Source organism: Rhodococcus sp. NPDC060086 (assembly GCF_042730275.1).
Taxonomy (GTDB): domain Bacteria; phylum Actinomycetota; class Actinomycetes; order Mycobacteriales; family Mycobacteriaceae; genus Rhodococcus.
Genome location: NZ_JBHWWZ010000001.1, coordinates 258,467 through 274,623, shown reverse-complemented (window position 1 = coordinate 274,623; position 16,157 = coordinate 258,467). Strand labels below are relative to the sequence as shown.

14 protein-coding genes are annotated in these 16,157 nt (G+C 66.2%); 9 read left to right on the top strand and 5 right to left on the bottom strand.

What is annotated here, in order from left to right:
- Positions 1 to 171: 171 nt before the first annotated feature.
- From ACFWB0_RS01310 to ACFWB0_RS01300, 3 genes are all read right to left on the bottom strand, one after another.
- On the bottom strand, positions 172 to 390 hold the full coding sequence (locus ACFWB0_RS01310; protein WP_378488592.1) for a helix-turn-helix domain-containing protein: 219 nt from the start codon (positions 388 to 390) through the stop codon (positions 172 to 174).
- A complete protein-coding gene (locus ACFWB0_RS01305) occupies positions 390 to 1,022 on the bottom strand; it encodes a hypothetical protein (RefSeq protein WP_378488591.1) in 633 nt (210 codons plus the stop codon). Before ACFWB0_RS01305 ends, ACFWB0_RS01310 begins: the two co-directional genes overlap by 1 nt.
- A 186-nt stretch (positions 1,023 to 1,208) precedes the next feature.
- Positions 1,209 to 1,937, bottom strand: coding sequence for an MOSC domain-containing protein (locus ACFWB0_RS01300; RefSeq protein ID WP_378488590.1), 729 nt, complete (start codon positions 1,935 to 1,937; stop codon positions 1,209 to 1,211).
- A 53-nt stretch (positions 1,938 to 1,990) separates the two neighbouring features.
- Here ACFWB0_RS01300 and ACFWB0_RS01295 point away from each other — a divergent pair, with 53 nt between their 5' ends.
- Both ACFWB0_RS01295 and ACFWB0_RS01290 read left to right on the top strand, forming a co-directional pair.
- The gene (locus ACFWB0_RS01295) at positions 1,991 to 2,959 is read left to right on the top strand and encodes an LLM class F420-dependent oxidoreductase (RefSeq protein ID WP_378488589.1); all 969 of its coding nucleotides are present in this window, start codon (positions 1,991 to 1,993) and stop codon (positions 2,957 to 2,959) included.
- A gap of 87 nt (positions 2,960 to 3,046) precedes the next feature.
- Entirely contained in the window at positions 3,047 to 3,943 is an 897-nt protein-coding gene (locus tag ACFWB0_RS01290) for an alpha/beta fold hydrolase (RefSeq protein WP_378488588.1), read from the top strand.
- Here the strand turns inward: ACFWB0_RS01290 and ACFWB0_RS01285 are convergent.
- Complete coding sequence (locus ACFWB0_RS01285; RefSeq protein WP_378488587.1) at positions 3,899 to 5,089, bottom strand: MFS transporter; 1,191 nt, start codon at positions 5,087 to 5,089, stop codon at positions 3,899 to 3,901. The genes ACFWB0_RS01290 and ACFWB0_RS01285 overlap by 45 nt on opposite strands.
- A gap of 141 nt (positions 5,090 to 5,230) precedes the next feature.
- Between ACFWB0_RS01285 and ACFWB0_RS01280 the strand changes: the two genes are divergently transcribed.
- Positions 5,231 to 6,601: an amidase gene (locus ACFWB0_RS01280; RefSeq protein WP_378488586.1), complete on the top strand. Its 1,371-nt coding sequence runs from the start codon at positions 5,231 to 5,233 to the stop codon at positions 6,599 to 6,601.
- An 11-nt stretch (positions 6,602 to 6,612) separates the two neighbouring features.
- On the opposite strand, the gene ACFWB0_RS01275 is transcribed toward ACFWB0_RS01280, so the two are convergent.
- Positions 6,613 to 7,800: a CaiB/BaiF CoA transferase family protein gene (locus ACFWB0_RS01275; protein WP_378488692.1), complete on the bottom strand. Its 1,188-nt coding sequence runs from the start codon at positions 7,798 to 7,800 to the stop codon at positions 6,613 to 6,615.
- Between the two features lie 243 nt (positions 7,801 to 8,043).
- Here ACFWB0_RS01275 and ACFWB0_RS01270 point away from each other — a divergent pair, with 243 nt between their 5' ends.
- The 6 genes from ACFWB0_RS01270 (at position 8,044) to ACFWB0_RS01245 (ending at position 16,110) form a co-directional block, all read left to right on the top strand.
- On the top strand, positions 8,044 to 9,705 hold the full coding sequence (locus tag ACFWB0_RS01270) for a helix-turn-helix domain-containing protein (protein WP_378488585.1): 1,662 nt from the start codon (positions 8,044 to 8,046) through the stop codon (positions 9,703 to 9,705).
- Positions 9,706 to 9,870: 165 nt separating this feature from the next.
- Positions 9,871 to 11,310: a uracil-xanthine permease family protein gene (locus tag ACFWB0_RS01265; RefSeq protein WP_378488584.1), complete on the top strand. Its 1,440-nt coding sequence runs from the start codon at positions 9,871 to 9,873 to the stop codon at positions 11,308 to 11,310.
- A gap of 87 nt (positions 11,311 to 11,397) precedes the next feature.
- Positions 11,398 to 12,312: an FAD binding domain-containing protein gene (locus ACFWB0_RS01260; RefSeq protein ID WP_378488583.1), complete on the top strand. Its 915-nt coding sequence runs from the start codon at positions 11,398 to 11,400 to the stop codon at positions 12,310 to 12,312.
- 68 nt (positions 12,313 to 12,380) lie between these two features.
- Complete coding sequence (locus tag ACFWB0_RS01255; protein ID WP_378488691.1) at positions 12,381 to 12,983, top strand: (2Fe-2S)-binding protein; 603 nt, start codon at positions 12,381 to 12,383, stop codon at positions 12,981 to 12,983.
- Between the two features lie 17 nt (positions 12,984 to 13,000).
- Positions 13,001 to 15,472 (top strand): aerobic carbon-monoxide dehydrogenase large subunit, encoded by a 2,472-nt coding sequence (gene cutA, locus ACFWB0_RS01250; RefSeq protein WP_378488690.1) that lies wholly within the window; start codon positions 13,001 to 13,003, stop codon positions 15,470 to 15,472.
- Entirely contained in the window at positions 15,469 to 16,110 is a 642-nt protein-coding gene (locus tag ACFWB0_RS01245) for a carbon monoxide dehydrogenase subunit G (protein ID WP_378488582.1), read from the top strand. The genes cutA and ACFWB0_RS01245 overlap by 4 nt, the downstream gene beginning before the upstream one ends.
- The last annotated feature ends 47 nt before the right edge of the window (positions 16,111 to 16,157 follow it).

Genomic DNA, 16,157 nt, shown 5'->3' with positions numbered 1-16,157 from the left:
CAGGGCACTCTCGCGGAGAAGCTGCGCGCCGGTATTCGTGCGTTCTTCACCCCGCGCCGGGTGTGACCGAAGAGCAGGTCCGGGCAGCAACAGGAGCGCCCCTGGTTTGACAGCCGGACCACGCATCGATACCCGGGACCCACAAGGACCCGGGTATCGATGTCTGTCCAGTCAGTCGATCGAGAGAATTTCTCCCACGGAGCAATTCAGGACTCGGCAGAGTGCGGTCAGGGTGGAGAATCGGATGGCGCGAGCTCGACCGTTCTTCAGCACCGACAGGTTGACGACGCTCACCCCCACCTCGTCGGCCAATTGCGCCAACGTCATACCTCGGTCGGCGAGCAGTGTGTCGAGGTGGCAGCGGACGGCATGCTCGGTTTCGGGGGGCATCAGACGAGGCCTTCGTTGTCTCGGGCCATGCGGCTTCCGATGCGCAGCGCGACCGCGACTGCCGACAGCGCCATGCAGAAGACGTAGCCGTACCAGAACTCGGGCCCGAGGGGCGCGAAGTCGAGCATCTCGCGTGCCTCCACGTCGCGGAGCAGCATGTTGGTGCCGAGCGTTCGTGGGATCTGCGGAACGATGATGGTCGCGACCGCCACGAGGGAGGAAATCATGACGAGGCGTACCGCGAGGCGGTCGAACAGGTGGCCGCGGATGAATCGCACGACCATCCACGTCAGCAGTGCCAGTATCGCCAGATAGCCGAACGTCTGCAGTGCGTCGGCGCTACGGATGAAGCCGACGGTCACGGGGGAGAGCGGGTCTGTCGACACGTCGATGGTGGAAGGCGACCCCAGTTGCATCGCGACACCGTCGATCGACGTCAGGGCCTGAGGCTCGTCGAACTCGACACGTGCTGTGACGATCCCGTCGTTCAGTTCGCGGAGGAGTCCGGTGACATACGTGTAGAGGACGACGCCGCCGGTGAGGGCGAAGACGGTGATCGACGCCCACAGGTCGCGGCGGTCTTTCTTCGATGTGTCGGTCGGAGTGATCGGTCCGGTATCGGTCGTGTCCATGGCTGCTCCCGCACCTCGTAAAGGTCCATATCGATAAACGATGCATCGATTATCGTTATACACATCGATAAACGATATGTCCAGAGGTGCAGTATCGGCGACGTCCGGAACTTTCCTCCGATAGTCGGGGTTTCCGCAGGTCGACGACATGCGGAAACCCGTGGAACCAGAGGAAAGTTGCCGGCCTCAGATTCTGGCGACCGGGTCACCGCAGTGAATGGCGCCCGGCACACTGACCTGTGCATACACGCCGACACACGGTGCTTCCTTGCCACCCTCACGGGTCAGCACGCGATTGCGCGACATGACGGTACGCAACATCTCGCGTCGAGCCGGGACTTCCTGATGATCGAGCGTCACCATCACGCACCGATCGGTGCGCTTGTTCGGTTCGATGACGACGGCACCGAGCTCGAGCTGAACACCCAGCCAATCGTTCTCGACGAACCCGTCGACGCCCTCGGTGTCGACGACGATCGTCGGCCGGAACCGTCGAACCGCAACCCCGATCGGATCGCCCGTGTCCAGCGCATTCACCGACGACGAAGTGACCACGTGCAGGGGAGCGGCATCATAGGAGCGGGATCTCGCCTCGAGTCGGACCGGGTGCGAAGTCAGGTCCGACAACACCGCGTCGACGCGGTTGTCGTCGCCTCGCAGAACCGTGCCGTCGGGAAACGTCAGTTCCAGCGACGCCGGGTCGCGTGGGTCGGTCTCGTCGGTCAGACGCGCACCGCAGGTCAGCAGCACGCCGAAACGACGAAACTTCTTCGCGCTCGCCACCGCTCCTGATTCTGCGTCGACCACCGCCCACACATGGTCGCCGAGCAGGCCGTCGGTTTCGATCGTCGCGGACTGCAGCCGCTCGCCTCCGAACGACTTGACCGGATACCGCCACAGTTGACCGACATGCACAACGAGCCAGCATACGGATGCGGTGTGACCTGTGGGGACCTAGTGTGACGGCCATGACGGAGAACAGACGACGGTGGGGGCTCACAGTGCCCCTCGACGGCATCCCCCTTGCCGACCAGCGCAGCATCATCGAAGAGCTTCCCGACCTCGGCTACACCGACGTCTGGTCGTCCGAAGCGAACGTGGCCGACGCCTTCACCCCGCTCGCACTCGCGAGCGCATGGGCTCCATCGCTGCGGCTCGGCACCGCGATCGTTCCCGTCTACACCCGCGGCCCGGCGACGCTCGCCATGTCTGCAGCGACCCTCGCCTCCGCTGCTCCGGGCCGATTCGTGCTCGGTGTGGGCACGTCGTCCAATGTCATCGTCGAGAAATGGAACGGCATCCCGTTCGACGAGCCGTACAAGCGCGCCCGCGACACGTTGCGGTTCCTGAAGTCGGCGCTGGCCGGCGAGAAGGTGACCCAGGAGTACGACACGTTCTCGGTCGACGGGTTCCGTGCCGGGCTGGTCGCCGACCCCGCTCCACCGGTATTGCTCGCGGCGCTGCGCCCGGGGATGCTCCGCCTCGCAGGCAAGGAAGCCGACGGAGCGATCGTCAACTGGTTGTCGGCCGACGACGTGCGTACCGTCGCGCCCTACGTTCACGAGGGTGGCGACGGCAAGGAGATCGTCGCGCGGATCTTCGTCTTGCCGGGATACGACACCGACACCGCTCGCGCCATGGGCCGCCGGATGATCGCCGCATATATGAACGTGCCGGTCTACCGTGCGTTCCACGAATTTCTCGGACGCTCCGACGAGTTCGAGGGCATGTGGCGTCTGTGGGCGGAGGGCGACCGTAAGGCTGCGCTCGAGGCGATCCCCGACAGCGTCGTCGACGACCTCATCGTGCACGGCCATCCCGACGAATGCCGTGAGCACATCGAGCGGTACACCGAGGCGGGAGTCACGACACCGGCCATTCTGCTCGTCGCCGACGGCGATCCGACGCCGATGATCCGCGCCCTCGCGCCGCGCTGAGGTTCCGGTCGTCACGATTCGGTAGCGGAGGTTAACGGAAGGGAACGGCGACACGACTAATCGAGCAGGTCGCTCGAGGAGTTGTTCATGTCCGATTCATCTTCCCGGTTCACGGTCGCTGCCGACGACGGCGTACCACTCGTCGCCTATGTGGACGGTCCGGCGGAGGCCGAGCTCACCGTCGTGTTCGTGCACGGCCACTGCCAGGATTCGGCGTGCTGGGTCGGTGTCGGTGCGCAGTTGGACGTTTCCGACGTGCGGACGGTGAGGTACGACCAGCGCGGTCACGGGCGCTCCGGGATCGGCGACGTCGAGTCGTTCACGTTCGACCAGTTGGCGCGCGACCTCGAGTCCGTCCTCCGTACGCTCGTGCCGCGCGGCCCGGTGGTGCTGGCCGGCTATTCGATGGGCGGCATGGTGTCGCTGGCATATGCACGGCTGCATCCGGCTGCGATCGGAACGCGGATCGTGGGGTTCGCACTGGTGTCGACCGCAGCGGGAGGACTCGCCGACGCCGGTGTCGGCCGGTACCTGCGACATCCCGCCGCATCGTTCTTGCATCGGGCGGTGCTGCGCGCGCCGCGGACCATGGAGCGGTCGAAGCGTGCGGGCGGTGCGGTGTGCACGATGCTGGGCCGACGACGTTCGGCCGACTCGTGGCTGCGCATGCTCGGAATGGTGCTGGCGAACGAGACGTCCGTCGTCACCTGGTCGCGGCTGCTGGCGGCGTTCGCGGTGCTCGACGAGTACGACGCGATCGGGGCACTCGCGACCGTTCCTGTCGTGGTGGCATCGGGAACGGACGACCGGTTCGTGCCGATCGCCCACTCGGAGGCGATCGTGTCGCATCTACCCGGGGCCGAGTTGGTTCGGATCTCCGGCGCGGGACACCGTGTGCTCTCCGAGAACGCGGTCGCGGTCGCGGGTGCGGTCGGCGGACTACTTGCGCGGGTGCGTGAGAGCGCGCTCATCGAGGCGTGCTGATGAAGGAACTGTGCGGCCCAGCATCACGCCGACGCACATCAACGCTGCGGCCGCACCGAAGCACACACCGAACCCGACGTGGGGGGCGGCGAGTGAGATGGCGAACGGTACCGCGAAACCGAGATAGATCAGGCAGTAGAACACCGCCACGCTCTGCGCCAATTCATCGGCCGGTGCCGTGTTCTCCACCGCAACGAGGCCCGAGATGAGCAGGATGCCGTAACCCGCACCGAGGAGGATCGCCGCGGCGACGATGACGGCCACCGCCCAGGGGCCGTCCGTGTAGGCGGTGCCGGTGGCCGCAGCGAATCCCAGCACGCCGATCCCGACCCCGGTGCGGATCCCCACCGTCTCTCCGTGTCGGGCGATGCGCCGCGCCCAGGGCTGGATCAGGGCGCCGGTGAGCAGGGTGAGCGCGGCGATCGCGCCGGTGAACGCGATGGACACGTCGCTCACGCTGTCGGACACGAGAGGCGGAAGCGTGACGAAAGATACTGTGGCACACCCGAACACCCACGGTGCCCACGGCACCACACCCCACCGGAACCGTGGGCTCGACAACACGGACAGTCGCCACGAACCCCGCACGGTGCGGGGTACGTGACCGTCGGGCACCGACCACACCAGCGCCAGAGCCACCACCATCAACACGATGTGCACGAGATACGCCAGCACTTCGGGCGCAGGCAACCATTGCGCGATGAACCCGGCGAACAGCGCTCCGCACCCGAAGCCGGCCGACAGCGACACCGCTGCGCGGCGCGCCCCCACCCCGGCGCCGGCGCTCAGTTCCTTCATCCAGGCGGTGCCCGCGCCGAACGCCATTCCCGATGCGAGACCGGCGAGGATCCGGCCCAGATACAGCAACAGCGGCACCTCGGCACCGAGAAGCAACACCACCGACGAGACGATGCTCACCGGGACCATCGCGAGGATCACCGGACGTCGACCGATCCGATCAGCGACGCGGCCGAAGTACAGCAGGGCGGGAATCAGCCCGATGATGTAGGAACCGAGCATCGCGGCGAACGATCCGCTGCCGAGACCGAGGTGCTCGCGGTAGACGAGCTGCATCGGGGCGAACTGATTCGCACCCCAGCTCACCGCGAACACGGCGAACGACAGGCGTGCCCAGGGTGAGAACATGGACCGATCCTCGCAGGTACGCGCGAACGTCGACGTATCAACTGTTCACAGCCCGCAGGCCGAGATCCTGTGGACACTGGACGTTGGCGGCCCCGCCTGTCCGCACCTAGCGTTCACCTCCATCGGAACGAAGGAGGACGCGTGCGGACGAAGGTGGCAGATATCTGGGTCGGCGCGGACGCGCACACGATCGCGCGGGCGGTGCACCGCCGTGAGATCTCCGCGCGCGCCGTCGTCGAGCAGCATCTCGCACACATCGACGACCGCAATTCGAGTCTGAACGCGATCGTCACCGTCGCGACCGAGCAGGCCCTGCGCGAGGCCGACGCTCTCGATGGGCTGATCGCGCGTGGCGAGCAACCCGGCCTGCTGGCGGGTGTTCCGTTCACCGCGAAGGACCTCATCACTACTGACGGAGTGCGCACCACGGCCGGGTCGCGGGCGCTCGCCGAGAATGTGCCCGGTGCCGACGCACCTGCGGTTGCGGCGATGAGGGCGGCCGGGGCCATCCTCGTCGGAAAGACCAACACCCCGGAGTTCGGCACGTCCGGTCTCACCGACAACGAACTCTTCGGACCGACCGTGAACCCGCTCGGAACACCGGAGGTGGCACGATCGCCCGGCGGGTCGAGTGGCGGCGAGGCGGCTGCCATCGTCTCGGGGATGAGCGTGGTCGGACTCGGCACGGACTTCGGTGGTTCCGTGCGGTGGCCCGCGCACTGCACAGGGCTGGCGTCGATCCGTCCGACTCTCGGCCGGGTCTGCCCCGATGGCCAGTACCCCGGCGTCGTCGCCGGTGATCACCTGCTGGCGAATCCGACGACCGTGCACGGCATGCTCCAGACCATCGGCCCGATGGCGCGCAGTCTCGACGACGCCGCCCTCGTCCTGCGGGTGGTGTCGGAACCGCATGTCGCGTGGGCCGACCCGGCGTCCGTCGACGTGAACAGTCTGGACATCACATGGGTGCCCGGGGAAGGCACCGTGCCGGTTTCCGCGGAGATCGTGGCCGCCGTGGCAGAGATGGCGGGCAGGCTCGGTGCGCGCCGTTACGAAGGGTCGGCGCTCGGCGAGGGCAACGCCCTGTTCGGGCAGCTGCGGTCGACCCAGTCCCACACCGATATCACCGCGCTGGCGACACCCGGCGAGTTCGGCGCGAGCATCCGGACGATGCTGGCCACCGGCCATCGTGCAGACAGCGTCGAGGTCGAGGAATTGTGGGCACTCCGTACCCGGCTCGTCCATCGGTTGCTCGCCGAGATGGGCGATCTGCTGGTGCTGCCCGTGGCGTCGATCGGCGCACCGCCGCTCGAGCTCGATCGGTTCGACGTGGAAGGCCGAGCCCTCACCTGGCAGGAGGCACTCGCGAGCTGTCGCGCGATCAGCGTCGTCGGGTTCCCGTCAGTGGTTGTGCCGGTGGGCGAGACGGCCGACGGCATGCCGATCGGTGTGCAGCTCGTCGCCCGTCCCTTCTGCGAACACGTTGCGCTGGCAGCGGCAGCGCGACTGTGACAGGGCCCGGGTCAGATCACACCGGATCGGTGTAAGGATTCGAGTTCGTCGTCGGCGACACCGAATTCGGCGAGCACCGCGTCGGTGTCCTGTCCGAGGGTCATCGGCGGGGCGTTCCGGATCGGCAGCGTTTCGGAATCGACCCAGAACGGTCCCCGCATCAGCGGCAGATCCTTGCCGTCGGGCGTGGACACGGTCTGGACCATGTTCAGAGCCTGCACCTGCGGATCGGCGAACGCCTGGTCGACGGAATGCACCGGACCGCAAGGTATTCCCGCCTTCCTCATGTCCGATACCCACTCGGCCGCCGACCTGTGCGCCAGCAATTCGAGCAGCTCCTCGGTCAATCGATCGCGGTACTCGAGGCGAGATTTGCCGGTGGCGTACTCGGGACGCGCCGCGAGATCGGGGTCGCCGAGCACGGCGCACAGCGCTTCCCAATGCTTGTCGGATCCCGTTGCGATGATGATCGGGTGGTCGGCGGTATCGAAGCAGCCGTACGGGGTGATGGTGGGGTGAGTGTTGCCATTGGGTTCGGCGACCCGCCCCGTGCTGAGATAGTCCTGCGCTTGGAACGTCATGATCGACAAGGCCGATTCGATCAAAGAAGTCTGCACGTGGTGGCCCTCGCCGTCTCGGGACCGGGCGACGAGCGCAGCCGTGATGCCCAGTGCCGCATATATTCCCGACACCGTGTCGATGATGGGAATACCGACTCGCAGGGGTGTGTTCTCGCCGGCACCGGTGACGGACATGAGTCCGGACATGCCCTGCGCGACCTGATCGAGACCCGGTGCGAACTGGTCGGGTCCGGTGGGTCCGAAGCCGCTGACGCTCATCACGATCACTCCGGGGTTGTCGCGGCGCAGCGTTTCCTGGTCGAGTCCCATCGAAGCGAGTACCCCGGGCCGAAAGTTCTCGACGACCACATCTACTTCGGATGCCATGCGGAGAAGCAACTTCCGCCCTTCGTCGCTTCGCATGTCGAGTGCGACAGACCGCTTGCTCCGGTTCACCGATGCGAAGTACAAGCTGTCGGAGCCGTCGAACGGAGGCCACTGACGTGAACTGTCGCCGCCACCGAGGGACTCGACCTTGATGATGTCGGCGCCGAAATCGGCGAGCAGTGAGGTGCACAGGGGGCCGGCGAGGGCTCGGGACAGATCGAGGACGCGGACGCTGTGGAGTAGAGGCTTCATCGTCACGACGATGGTCGAGTCGGGCACCATGGCGCGACGGCGACAATGTACAAGTGGGTGCCCCTGATTTCGGCGTATTCTGTGCCCGGTGATGTCGAGCGTTGCGGATAACGTCGAGACTCGACCGTCACCTACCGCGAAACCGTGTTGACGACGACGTAGCGGGAATCTATGGTCATGGTCTCGCGCCCGGCGGGACGAACTACTGGCAGGTGAACGGGTGTTGCTGTGACGGTACGGAAGATGAACGCCTCCCGGAGCGCCGACGCAGGCGGTACCCATCACGCCGTATCCGAGCCGATTCCGTTCGCCGACATCGTCGTTTCGGGACTTCTCATCGACCCGACGGTGATAGCGGGCGACGTGGCCACTGCACGTGACGTCACCGACGTCGCCGTGATGATGCTCCCGGAAATAGGCCCGTGGCTCCGTCCGAACCAACTCCTTGTCACCTCGACCACGGTGCTCCGGCGCCTGGCGGGAACGATCGGCGACTTCACCGCCCGGCTGGCCCGGCACGAGATCGCAGGCCTCGTCGTCCGGCTCGACGAGGGATGCGGGCTGCCGGACGATATCGCGCGGGACGCCGCTTTCCCGGTCGTGACGACCCCCGCTGACATCGACGCAGATCACGAGCTCGCATACGGCCTCTCCGGCATGGCGAAGACACAGGTCGATGCCGTGTTGCGAGCCGATCACCTGCGCCGCGGACTGCTCGAGATCGTGATGGCGGGTGGCGGTCACAAGGCGCTCGCCGATGGTGTGGCACGCGGCCTCGGTGGCGCGGTGCTCATCACCACCCCGGACGGCCGCCAGACCTGCCGTGCCGGAGCGGACGCGGATTTCGGTTGGCTGGCGTCGACCGCTGCACTGGATTCCACGGGACGGGTCCGCACGGATTGCCTCGACGGCGGACTCGGCCTGCATCGCTTCGGTGACGAGTATGTGGCGATCGCTGCGATCTCGGCCAACAGCATCGACCACGGCAGGCTCGTACTCTTCTGTCCGGGGCGGACTCTCGCGAGTGAGGATCTGTATCTCGTCGAGCAGGCCGCGACGGTGTGTGCACTCGTGGTGAGCCGGGAGTTGGCCGTCTCCGCGGTCGAAGAGAAGCACCGAGCCAATTTCGTCCGCGATCTGTTGCGTGGGCGCGGTGGCGATCCCGAGCAGGTCATCGTGCACGCGCAGATGTTCGGGTGGAATCTCGATCGGCCCATCGTGGTCGTGGCGGTCGAACCCGACGTCGTCGACGACGACGAGCCACCCGCCCCCGCTCGTCTGCCGGTCGTCGAGCGGCAGGCGCGAGCGTTCGTCGGTGCTGTCGCAGGACGCGATCCCGGGGCTGCGGTGACAGCGCTCGCGACGGAGACCGTGATCATCATGGGCGAAGGTAGCGACACGATGACCCTCGTTCATGAACTTGTTGCGCAGGTACGGGGCGCCGGAGGTGGCGGACGTCGGCCGTTCGGAGTGGGGGTGTCGCGGGCATCGTCGTCGACTGCCGACCTTCCGGCGCTCTACGGACAGGCCAGAACCGCACTCGAGGTGGGGCGCAAGATAACCGGGTCGTGGGCGGTGACGCACTTCGACGATCTCGGTGTGTACCGGTTGCTCAGCCTCGTCGAGGACACCGACGAACTCGAGTCGTTCGCGCGGGAGACGCTCAAGGAGCTCACCGACGACACCGCCGAAGCACAGGACATGCGACGCACCCTCGAGGTGTTGCTCGCGACGAACATCAACATCGCAGAAACCGCGCGCCAGTTACATTTTCATTACAACACGTTACGATATCGGGTTGCGAAGCTCGAGAAGATATTGGGCCCGTTCACCGCGCAGCCCGAGCTGCGTCTCGACCTCTCGCTCGCACTCAAGATCATCGCCATGCGTGGGATCAATTCCTAATAGTGCCAATATCTGCCGTCGCGCACTGGCAGATTGTTCCTATCCTCGAACGCCCTGACTCAATTAACGTTTGCGCCTATCCAGGTGCACGTGTGAGCGGCAACACAACCGTAACAATCGACGTCGACTCTCGGTGGCACCACACTCTTCCTGAAAGGTCCGACCATGGCCATATGGACGTTGCACGGAGACGGAAAGACCATCGAGCCGGGGCAAGTGGTCGCGCCGAACGAACGGCTGACCTGGGGCCGCACCATCGGGCTCGGCGGTCAGCACGTGGTGTCGATGTTCGGTGCCACCTTCGTCTTCCCGATCATCATGGGACTCAATCCACAGCTCGCTGTGATGCTTTCGGGATTCTGCACGCTGTTCTTCCTGCTCGTCGTGAAAGGTCGGATCCCCAGCTACCTCGGAACATCGGCTGCGTTCGTCGGCGGTATAGCCGCGATCCACGCGCAAGGCGGCACCTCCGCGGAGGTGACGGGCGCGATCATGGTGTCGGGCCTCGTCCTCGCCGCGATCGGTGTGGCCGTCCACTTCCTCGGCGGTTCGCTGGTGTTCAGAGTTCTGCCGCCTGTCGTCACCGGCGCCGTCGTCATGCTCATCGGATTCAACCTGGCGCCCGTGGTGGCCGGTACCTACTGGCCACAGGACCAGTGGGTCGCGTTGATCGTGATGGTGGTACTGGTGATCGGCAGTGTCGCCCTCCGCGGATTCCTCGGCCGGGTGGCGATCTTCCTGGCGCTGCTGTTCGGGTACGCGCTGTCGTGGGTGCTCGATCTGGTTACCGGGCCGATCACCTCGTACGATGCAACCGCCGGCGCCGTCACCGAACACTTCCGCGTCAACTGGGACGGTGTCGCGTCCGCATCGTGGTTCGGGTTGCCCCCGTTCACCGATGAGGCCAACGGCATCGTCGGCATCCACGCACCCTCCTTCAGCCTCACGTTCATCGTGCTCGTACTGCCCGGCGTCATCGCCCTGATCGCGGAGAACGCAGGCCACGTCAAGGCCGTTGCCGAGATCACGAAGACCGACCTGGACCCGATGATGGGGCGCGCACTCGCCGCGGACGGTCTGGCCACAGCCATGGCGACCGGCGTCGGCGGCTCGCCGACCACCACATACGCCGAGAACATCGGCGTCATGGCCGCGACCAAGGTGTACTCGACCGCGGCCTACGCGGCGGCCGGTGTGATCGCGATGCTGCTCGGGTTCTCGCCCAAGTTCGGTGCCGTGATCTCGGCGACGCCCGGCGGTGTGCTCGGCGGGATCACCGTCGTCCTCTACGGCATCATCGGCCTGCTCGGCGCCAAGATATGGAAGGAGAACGGCGTCGACTTCGGCAACCCGGTCAACCTCATGCCCGTCGCTGCGGGCCTGATCATCGCTATCGGCGACACCTCGCTGAACTTCACCGACTCCTTCTCGCTCGGCGGCATCGCGCTCGGCACCATCGTCGTCATCGTGCTCTACCACGTGTGCCGGGCCATTGCCCCGAAGGACGATGCGGACACCGGCGGTAGCGGCGCCGAGCTGGATCGTGAACCCGACACCGACCCGGACGGCGGGACCACGCGGCACCGGGTCGAACAACCCGCGTGACCTCGATTACTTTTGACAGAGGAAGGGCGTGAGCGTTGTCACTTCTTCACCAAACACCGATCGCACGATGCGGGCAGGATCTACTGAATGAAACCGTCGCCACTCACCTATCACCGACCCCGGTCGATCGACGAGGCCTGCGAAATTCTCGCGCGGGTGGCCCATGAGGGCAAGGTGCTCGCCGGTGGTCAATCGCTGATACCGCTGCTGTCGATGCGGCTCGCGGCGCCCGCGCACCTCGTGGACATCGGCTCCATCCCGCGTCTCGACGCGGTGTCGGCCTCGCCCGAGCTGGGTGTCACGTTCGATGCCCTCACCACCCACACCGCGCTGGAAGCCGATGCCTCGGCAGCAGCGGTGCAGCCCCTCCTCGGACGGGCGCTGCGGCTGGTGGCGCATCCGACCATCCGCAACCGCGGTACCACAGTGGGCTCGATCGTCCATGCCGATCCCTCCGCGGAGATGCCCGCCGTGCTGGCATTACTGGGTGGCACACTCACCGTGCGATCGGTGCGCGGCGTACGGGAGATCAGAGCCGACGAGTTGTTCGCCGGCCCGCTCGAGTCGACCCTCGAACCCGACGAGATCGCCACGAGCGTGACTGTGCCGCCCACCCGGCCCGGGATGGGTACGGCGATCGACGAGATCGCCCGTCGTCATGGCGATTACGCGCTCGTGGGTGTCGTGGCGCAGGTAGAAGTCGAGGACGGGGCCATCACCTCCGCCCGAATGACCTACGTGTCCGCCGGGGAGCTCGGGCAGGTCGTCGACTACAGCGACGCGCTGCGCGGAGCATCGGCCACCGACGACCGCGACCCCATGTGGCAACTGGTGTCGGAGATGGCCCGTGAGACCGTCGACACCGATGCGGACATCCATGCCACCGCTCGTTACCGCTCGCAGCTGGTGGCTGCGCTGACAGGACGGGTCGGTTTCGCCGCCGCGCAGGATGCCGCGCGCGACGGGACCAGAATGCCGATGCCGACAGGAGGACGATCATGACGAGCACGACGCCGCGTGGAGGCCGAGGTCGCGCACCGGAACGCACCCTCGAGGAGCGTGTGAGCGAAATGGAGGCCGACACCGGCGAACAACATGTGGCCGTGACCTTCACATTGAACTCCGTGACGCAGACGGTTGTGCTGCCGTCACGAACGCTCGCGTCCGACGCGATCCGGCACCATCTGCGCCAGACCGGCACCCACGTCGGATGTGAGCACGGCGTATGTGGTGCGTGCACGGTGCTGCTCGACGGTAAACCCGTGCGCTCCTGCCTCGTGCTCGCCGCGAGCCTCGAAGGCCGTTCGATGACGACGGTCGAAGGACTCGTCGAACCCGACGGCACGCTGCATCCCGTGCAGCAGGCGTTCATCGACTGCCACGGTCTGCAATGCGGCTTCTGCACACCGGGTTTCGTCACCACGATTGCCGCCTACCTCGAGGAGAACCCCACGCCCACCCGCGAGGAGGCGACGGAGGCGATCGCAGGCAATCTCTGCCGGTGCACCGGATACACGAACATCCAGGCCGCGGTGCTCCGTGCCGCGGAGATCACGCGGGAACGCGCCGGCGGTTCACCGCTCGGGCCCGACGACGAATCGGCGCGTGCCTCGCTCGACGGCAAAGTTCGCGGCACCACCCATCCGGTGGGTGGAAAGGCAGGACGCGCGTGAGTACCACCACTCCCGATATTGCGGGCGCTACCCCGGACCTCGAGGACGACAAGGACGGCAAGTCGTTCGGCAAACCGATCCCGCGTAGCGAAGACCGCCGCCTGCTCAGCGGGCAGGGCCGCTACCTCGACGACCTCGGGCATGGTGCGCTCATCGCGGCGTTCGTCCGGTCGCCGCACGCCCACGCCCGCATCACCGGGATCGATATCGACGCCGCCCTCGACGTGCCGGGTGTGCACGCGATCTACACCTACGACGATCTCGTGGACGACACCCCGGAGATGGCGGAGAATCTGCCGCTGCTGATTCCGCATCCGGCGATCACCGCCCCGCGCAACGGGTATCCGCTCGCGAAGGACGAGGTGAACCACGTCGGTGAGGCCATCGCGATGGTCGTCGCCGACAACCGGTACATCGCGGAGGACGCGTGCGCACTCATCGACGTCACCTACGACACGTTGCCCGAGGTCGTCGGTATCGACGTGTCCCGTCGTGCCGAGCACACCGTCCATCCTGATGTCGCGGACAATGTCGCCGCGCACCTGCAGCACGGATTCGGCGACGTCGACGCCGAACTCGAAGCTGCACCGCACCGTCTGACACTGAACCTCGAGATCGAGCGGTCGGCCTCGATGCCGATGGAAGGCAAGGGTGTCTACGCGCGCTGGGACGACGACGAGAAGGCCCTGACCTTCTGGACCTCTACCCAGACCTCGACGTCCGCGCGCGCGGCGATCGCCGCGCGACTCGGTATGGCACACAACAAGGTGCACTGCATCGCCCCCGACGTCGGCGGTGGATTCGGTGTGAAGATCGTGCACCCGTGGCCCGAAGAGGTGATGGTCACCTGGGCCGCCCGCAGGCTCGGACAAGCAGGCATCTCCAACGAGGTGAAATGGGTCGAAGACCGGCGTGAACATTTCATCTCGAGCGCGCACGAACGCGGGCAGGTGCACGAGGTGACGGTCGGGTTCGACGACGAGGGCCGGCTGCTTGCCTTCGACTTCTCCCTCTGGCACGACAACGGCGCCTACCTGCCGTACGGCATCATCGTCATCCTCAACACCTCCACGCAGGTGCTCGGCCCGTACAAGCCGAAATCCTTCCGGGTGGAAGCCTATTCGCTGTATACGAACACGGTCATCGTCACGCCCTACCGGGGTGCCGGCCGCCCACAGGGCGTGTTCGCGATGGAACGGTCGATGGACGCGATCGCGAAGTACCTCGGCAAGGACGTCATCGCGGTGCGCGAGGCCAATCTCATCCGGCCGGAGGAGATGCCCTACGACTTCCACCTCACCTTCCAGGACGGCCGGCCCCTCATCTACGACACCGGCGATTACCAGGCCGGCATCGACAAGTTGAAGGAACTCGTCGACTGGGACGGCTTTGCCGAGTACAAGGAGCAGGCGAAGGCCGAAGGCCGTACCGTCGGTATCGGAATCGGCGCCTATGTCGAAGGGACCGGCCCCGGGCCGTACGAGGGCGCGCATGTGCTCGTCGAGACCTCGGGCAAGGTGAAAGCCGCGACCGGCCTCACCACCCAGGGGCAGGGCCACCAGACGTCGTTCGCGCAGATCGTCGCCGACGATCTCGGGGTACCCGTGTCGGATGTCGAGATCGTGACCGGAGATACTCGCCGGTTCGGTTACGCAGTCGGAACTTTCGCGTCGCGCGGTGCCGTGATGTCCGGCTCGGCGTTCCATGTCGCGGGGCAGATGGTCGCGGAGAAGGCGAAGAAGATCGCCGCCGACCACCTGCATGTCGATCCGGCGATGCTCGAGCTGCGCGGCGGACATGTGTGCGTCCTCGGCACCGAGCCCGGCGCCGATGGCACATCGATCCCGCTCGGAGTGGTTGCGGTGCTCTCCAACCCGTTGCGTTACGCGTTCGATGACGCCTCCCGGCAGGCGACAGGTTTCGCCAAAGCGGACACCGACATGACGGTGCCGCCCGTTCCCGAAGGCGAGCAGCCGGGGCTCGAGGCCACCGGCTACTATTCGCCGCCCACGTCGACGTTCGCGTCCGGTGTGCATGCGGCAATCGTCGAAACCGACCCCGTGACCGCGGAGATCCACGTGCGGAAGTACGCGGTGGTGCACGACTGCGGCAACGTGATCAACCCGCGGATCGTCGAAGGCCAGGTGATCGGGGCGGTGGCCCAGGGTATCGGTGGTGCGCTCTACGAGCGGATCGTCTACGACGAGCACGGGCAGATGCTCAATGCGTCGTACATGGATTTCCTCATGCCGTTCGTCACCGAGATGCCCGATTCCCTCGAGATGGATCACACGGTAACCCCGTCCGCGCTCAATCCTCTCGGCATGAAGGGTGCCGGTGAGGCAGGAGTGATCCCGACCTCGGCCGTCATCGCCGCTGCGATCGAGGACGCGGAAGGCATCCCGATCACGTCCATGCCGATTTCCCCCTCGGAGTTGTTCGAGCTGCGTCTGAACCACGCGGCGAACCGGATCAAGGAGAACGAATGAGAATCGCCGGTACCGCGCAGTTGATCGCCCCGCCGGAGGTCGTGTACGACAGCCTGCAGGACGGCCGTGTTCTCGCGGCCACGATCCCCGGTGTGCAATCGCTCGAGCAGATCAGCGACAACCATTACAAGCTGTCCATCACCGCGGGCGTCGCCTCGATCAAGGGCACTTACGACGGCGAAGTGCTGTTGTCCCAGCAGAACCGGCCCGACTCGTTCGTGATGACCGCATCGGGCTCCGGCGCGCCGGGGACGGTCAAGGCCGACGTGACGGTACGACTCGAGGAGCGCGACGGCGGCACTGTCCTGAGCTACGACGCCGACGCGGTCGTGGGCGGAATGGTCGGCGGCGTGGGCCAGCGAATGATCACCGGTGTAGCAAAGAAGATGGCCGGGGTGTTCTTCAACGGCATCGACGGGGTGATCGCGAACGGAATCCCCGAACCTGTGGCCGACGAGGTCGTTGCTGTCGCCGGGCCTGCTGCAATCGAGAGCGCAACGGTTGCAGTCGCGCCGGCCGCTGCGGTGCAGGGCTCCGACCAGGCCACGCCGGTCGCCACAGTTCTGGCCTCGGCAGCGGTGGGTGCGGTCATTGCACTCGCCGGTGTGGTCCTCGGCGGGATTCTCGCCCGCCGATAGAGCGCTGCGACACGAACCGAACGGCACCCCAGGCCCGGGCATCCGCC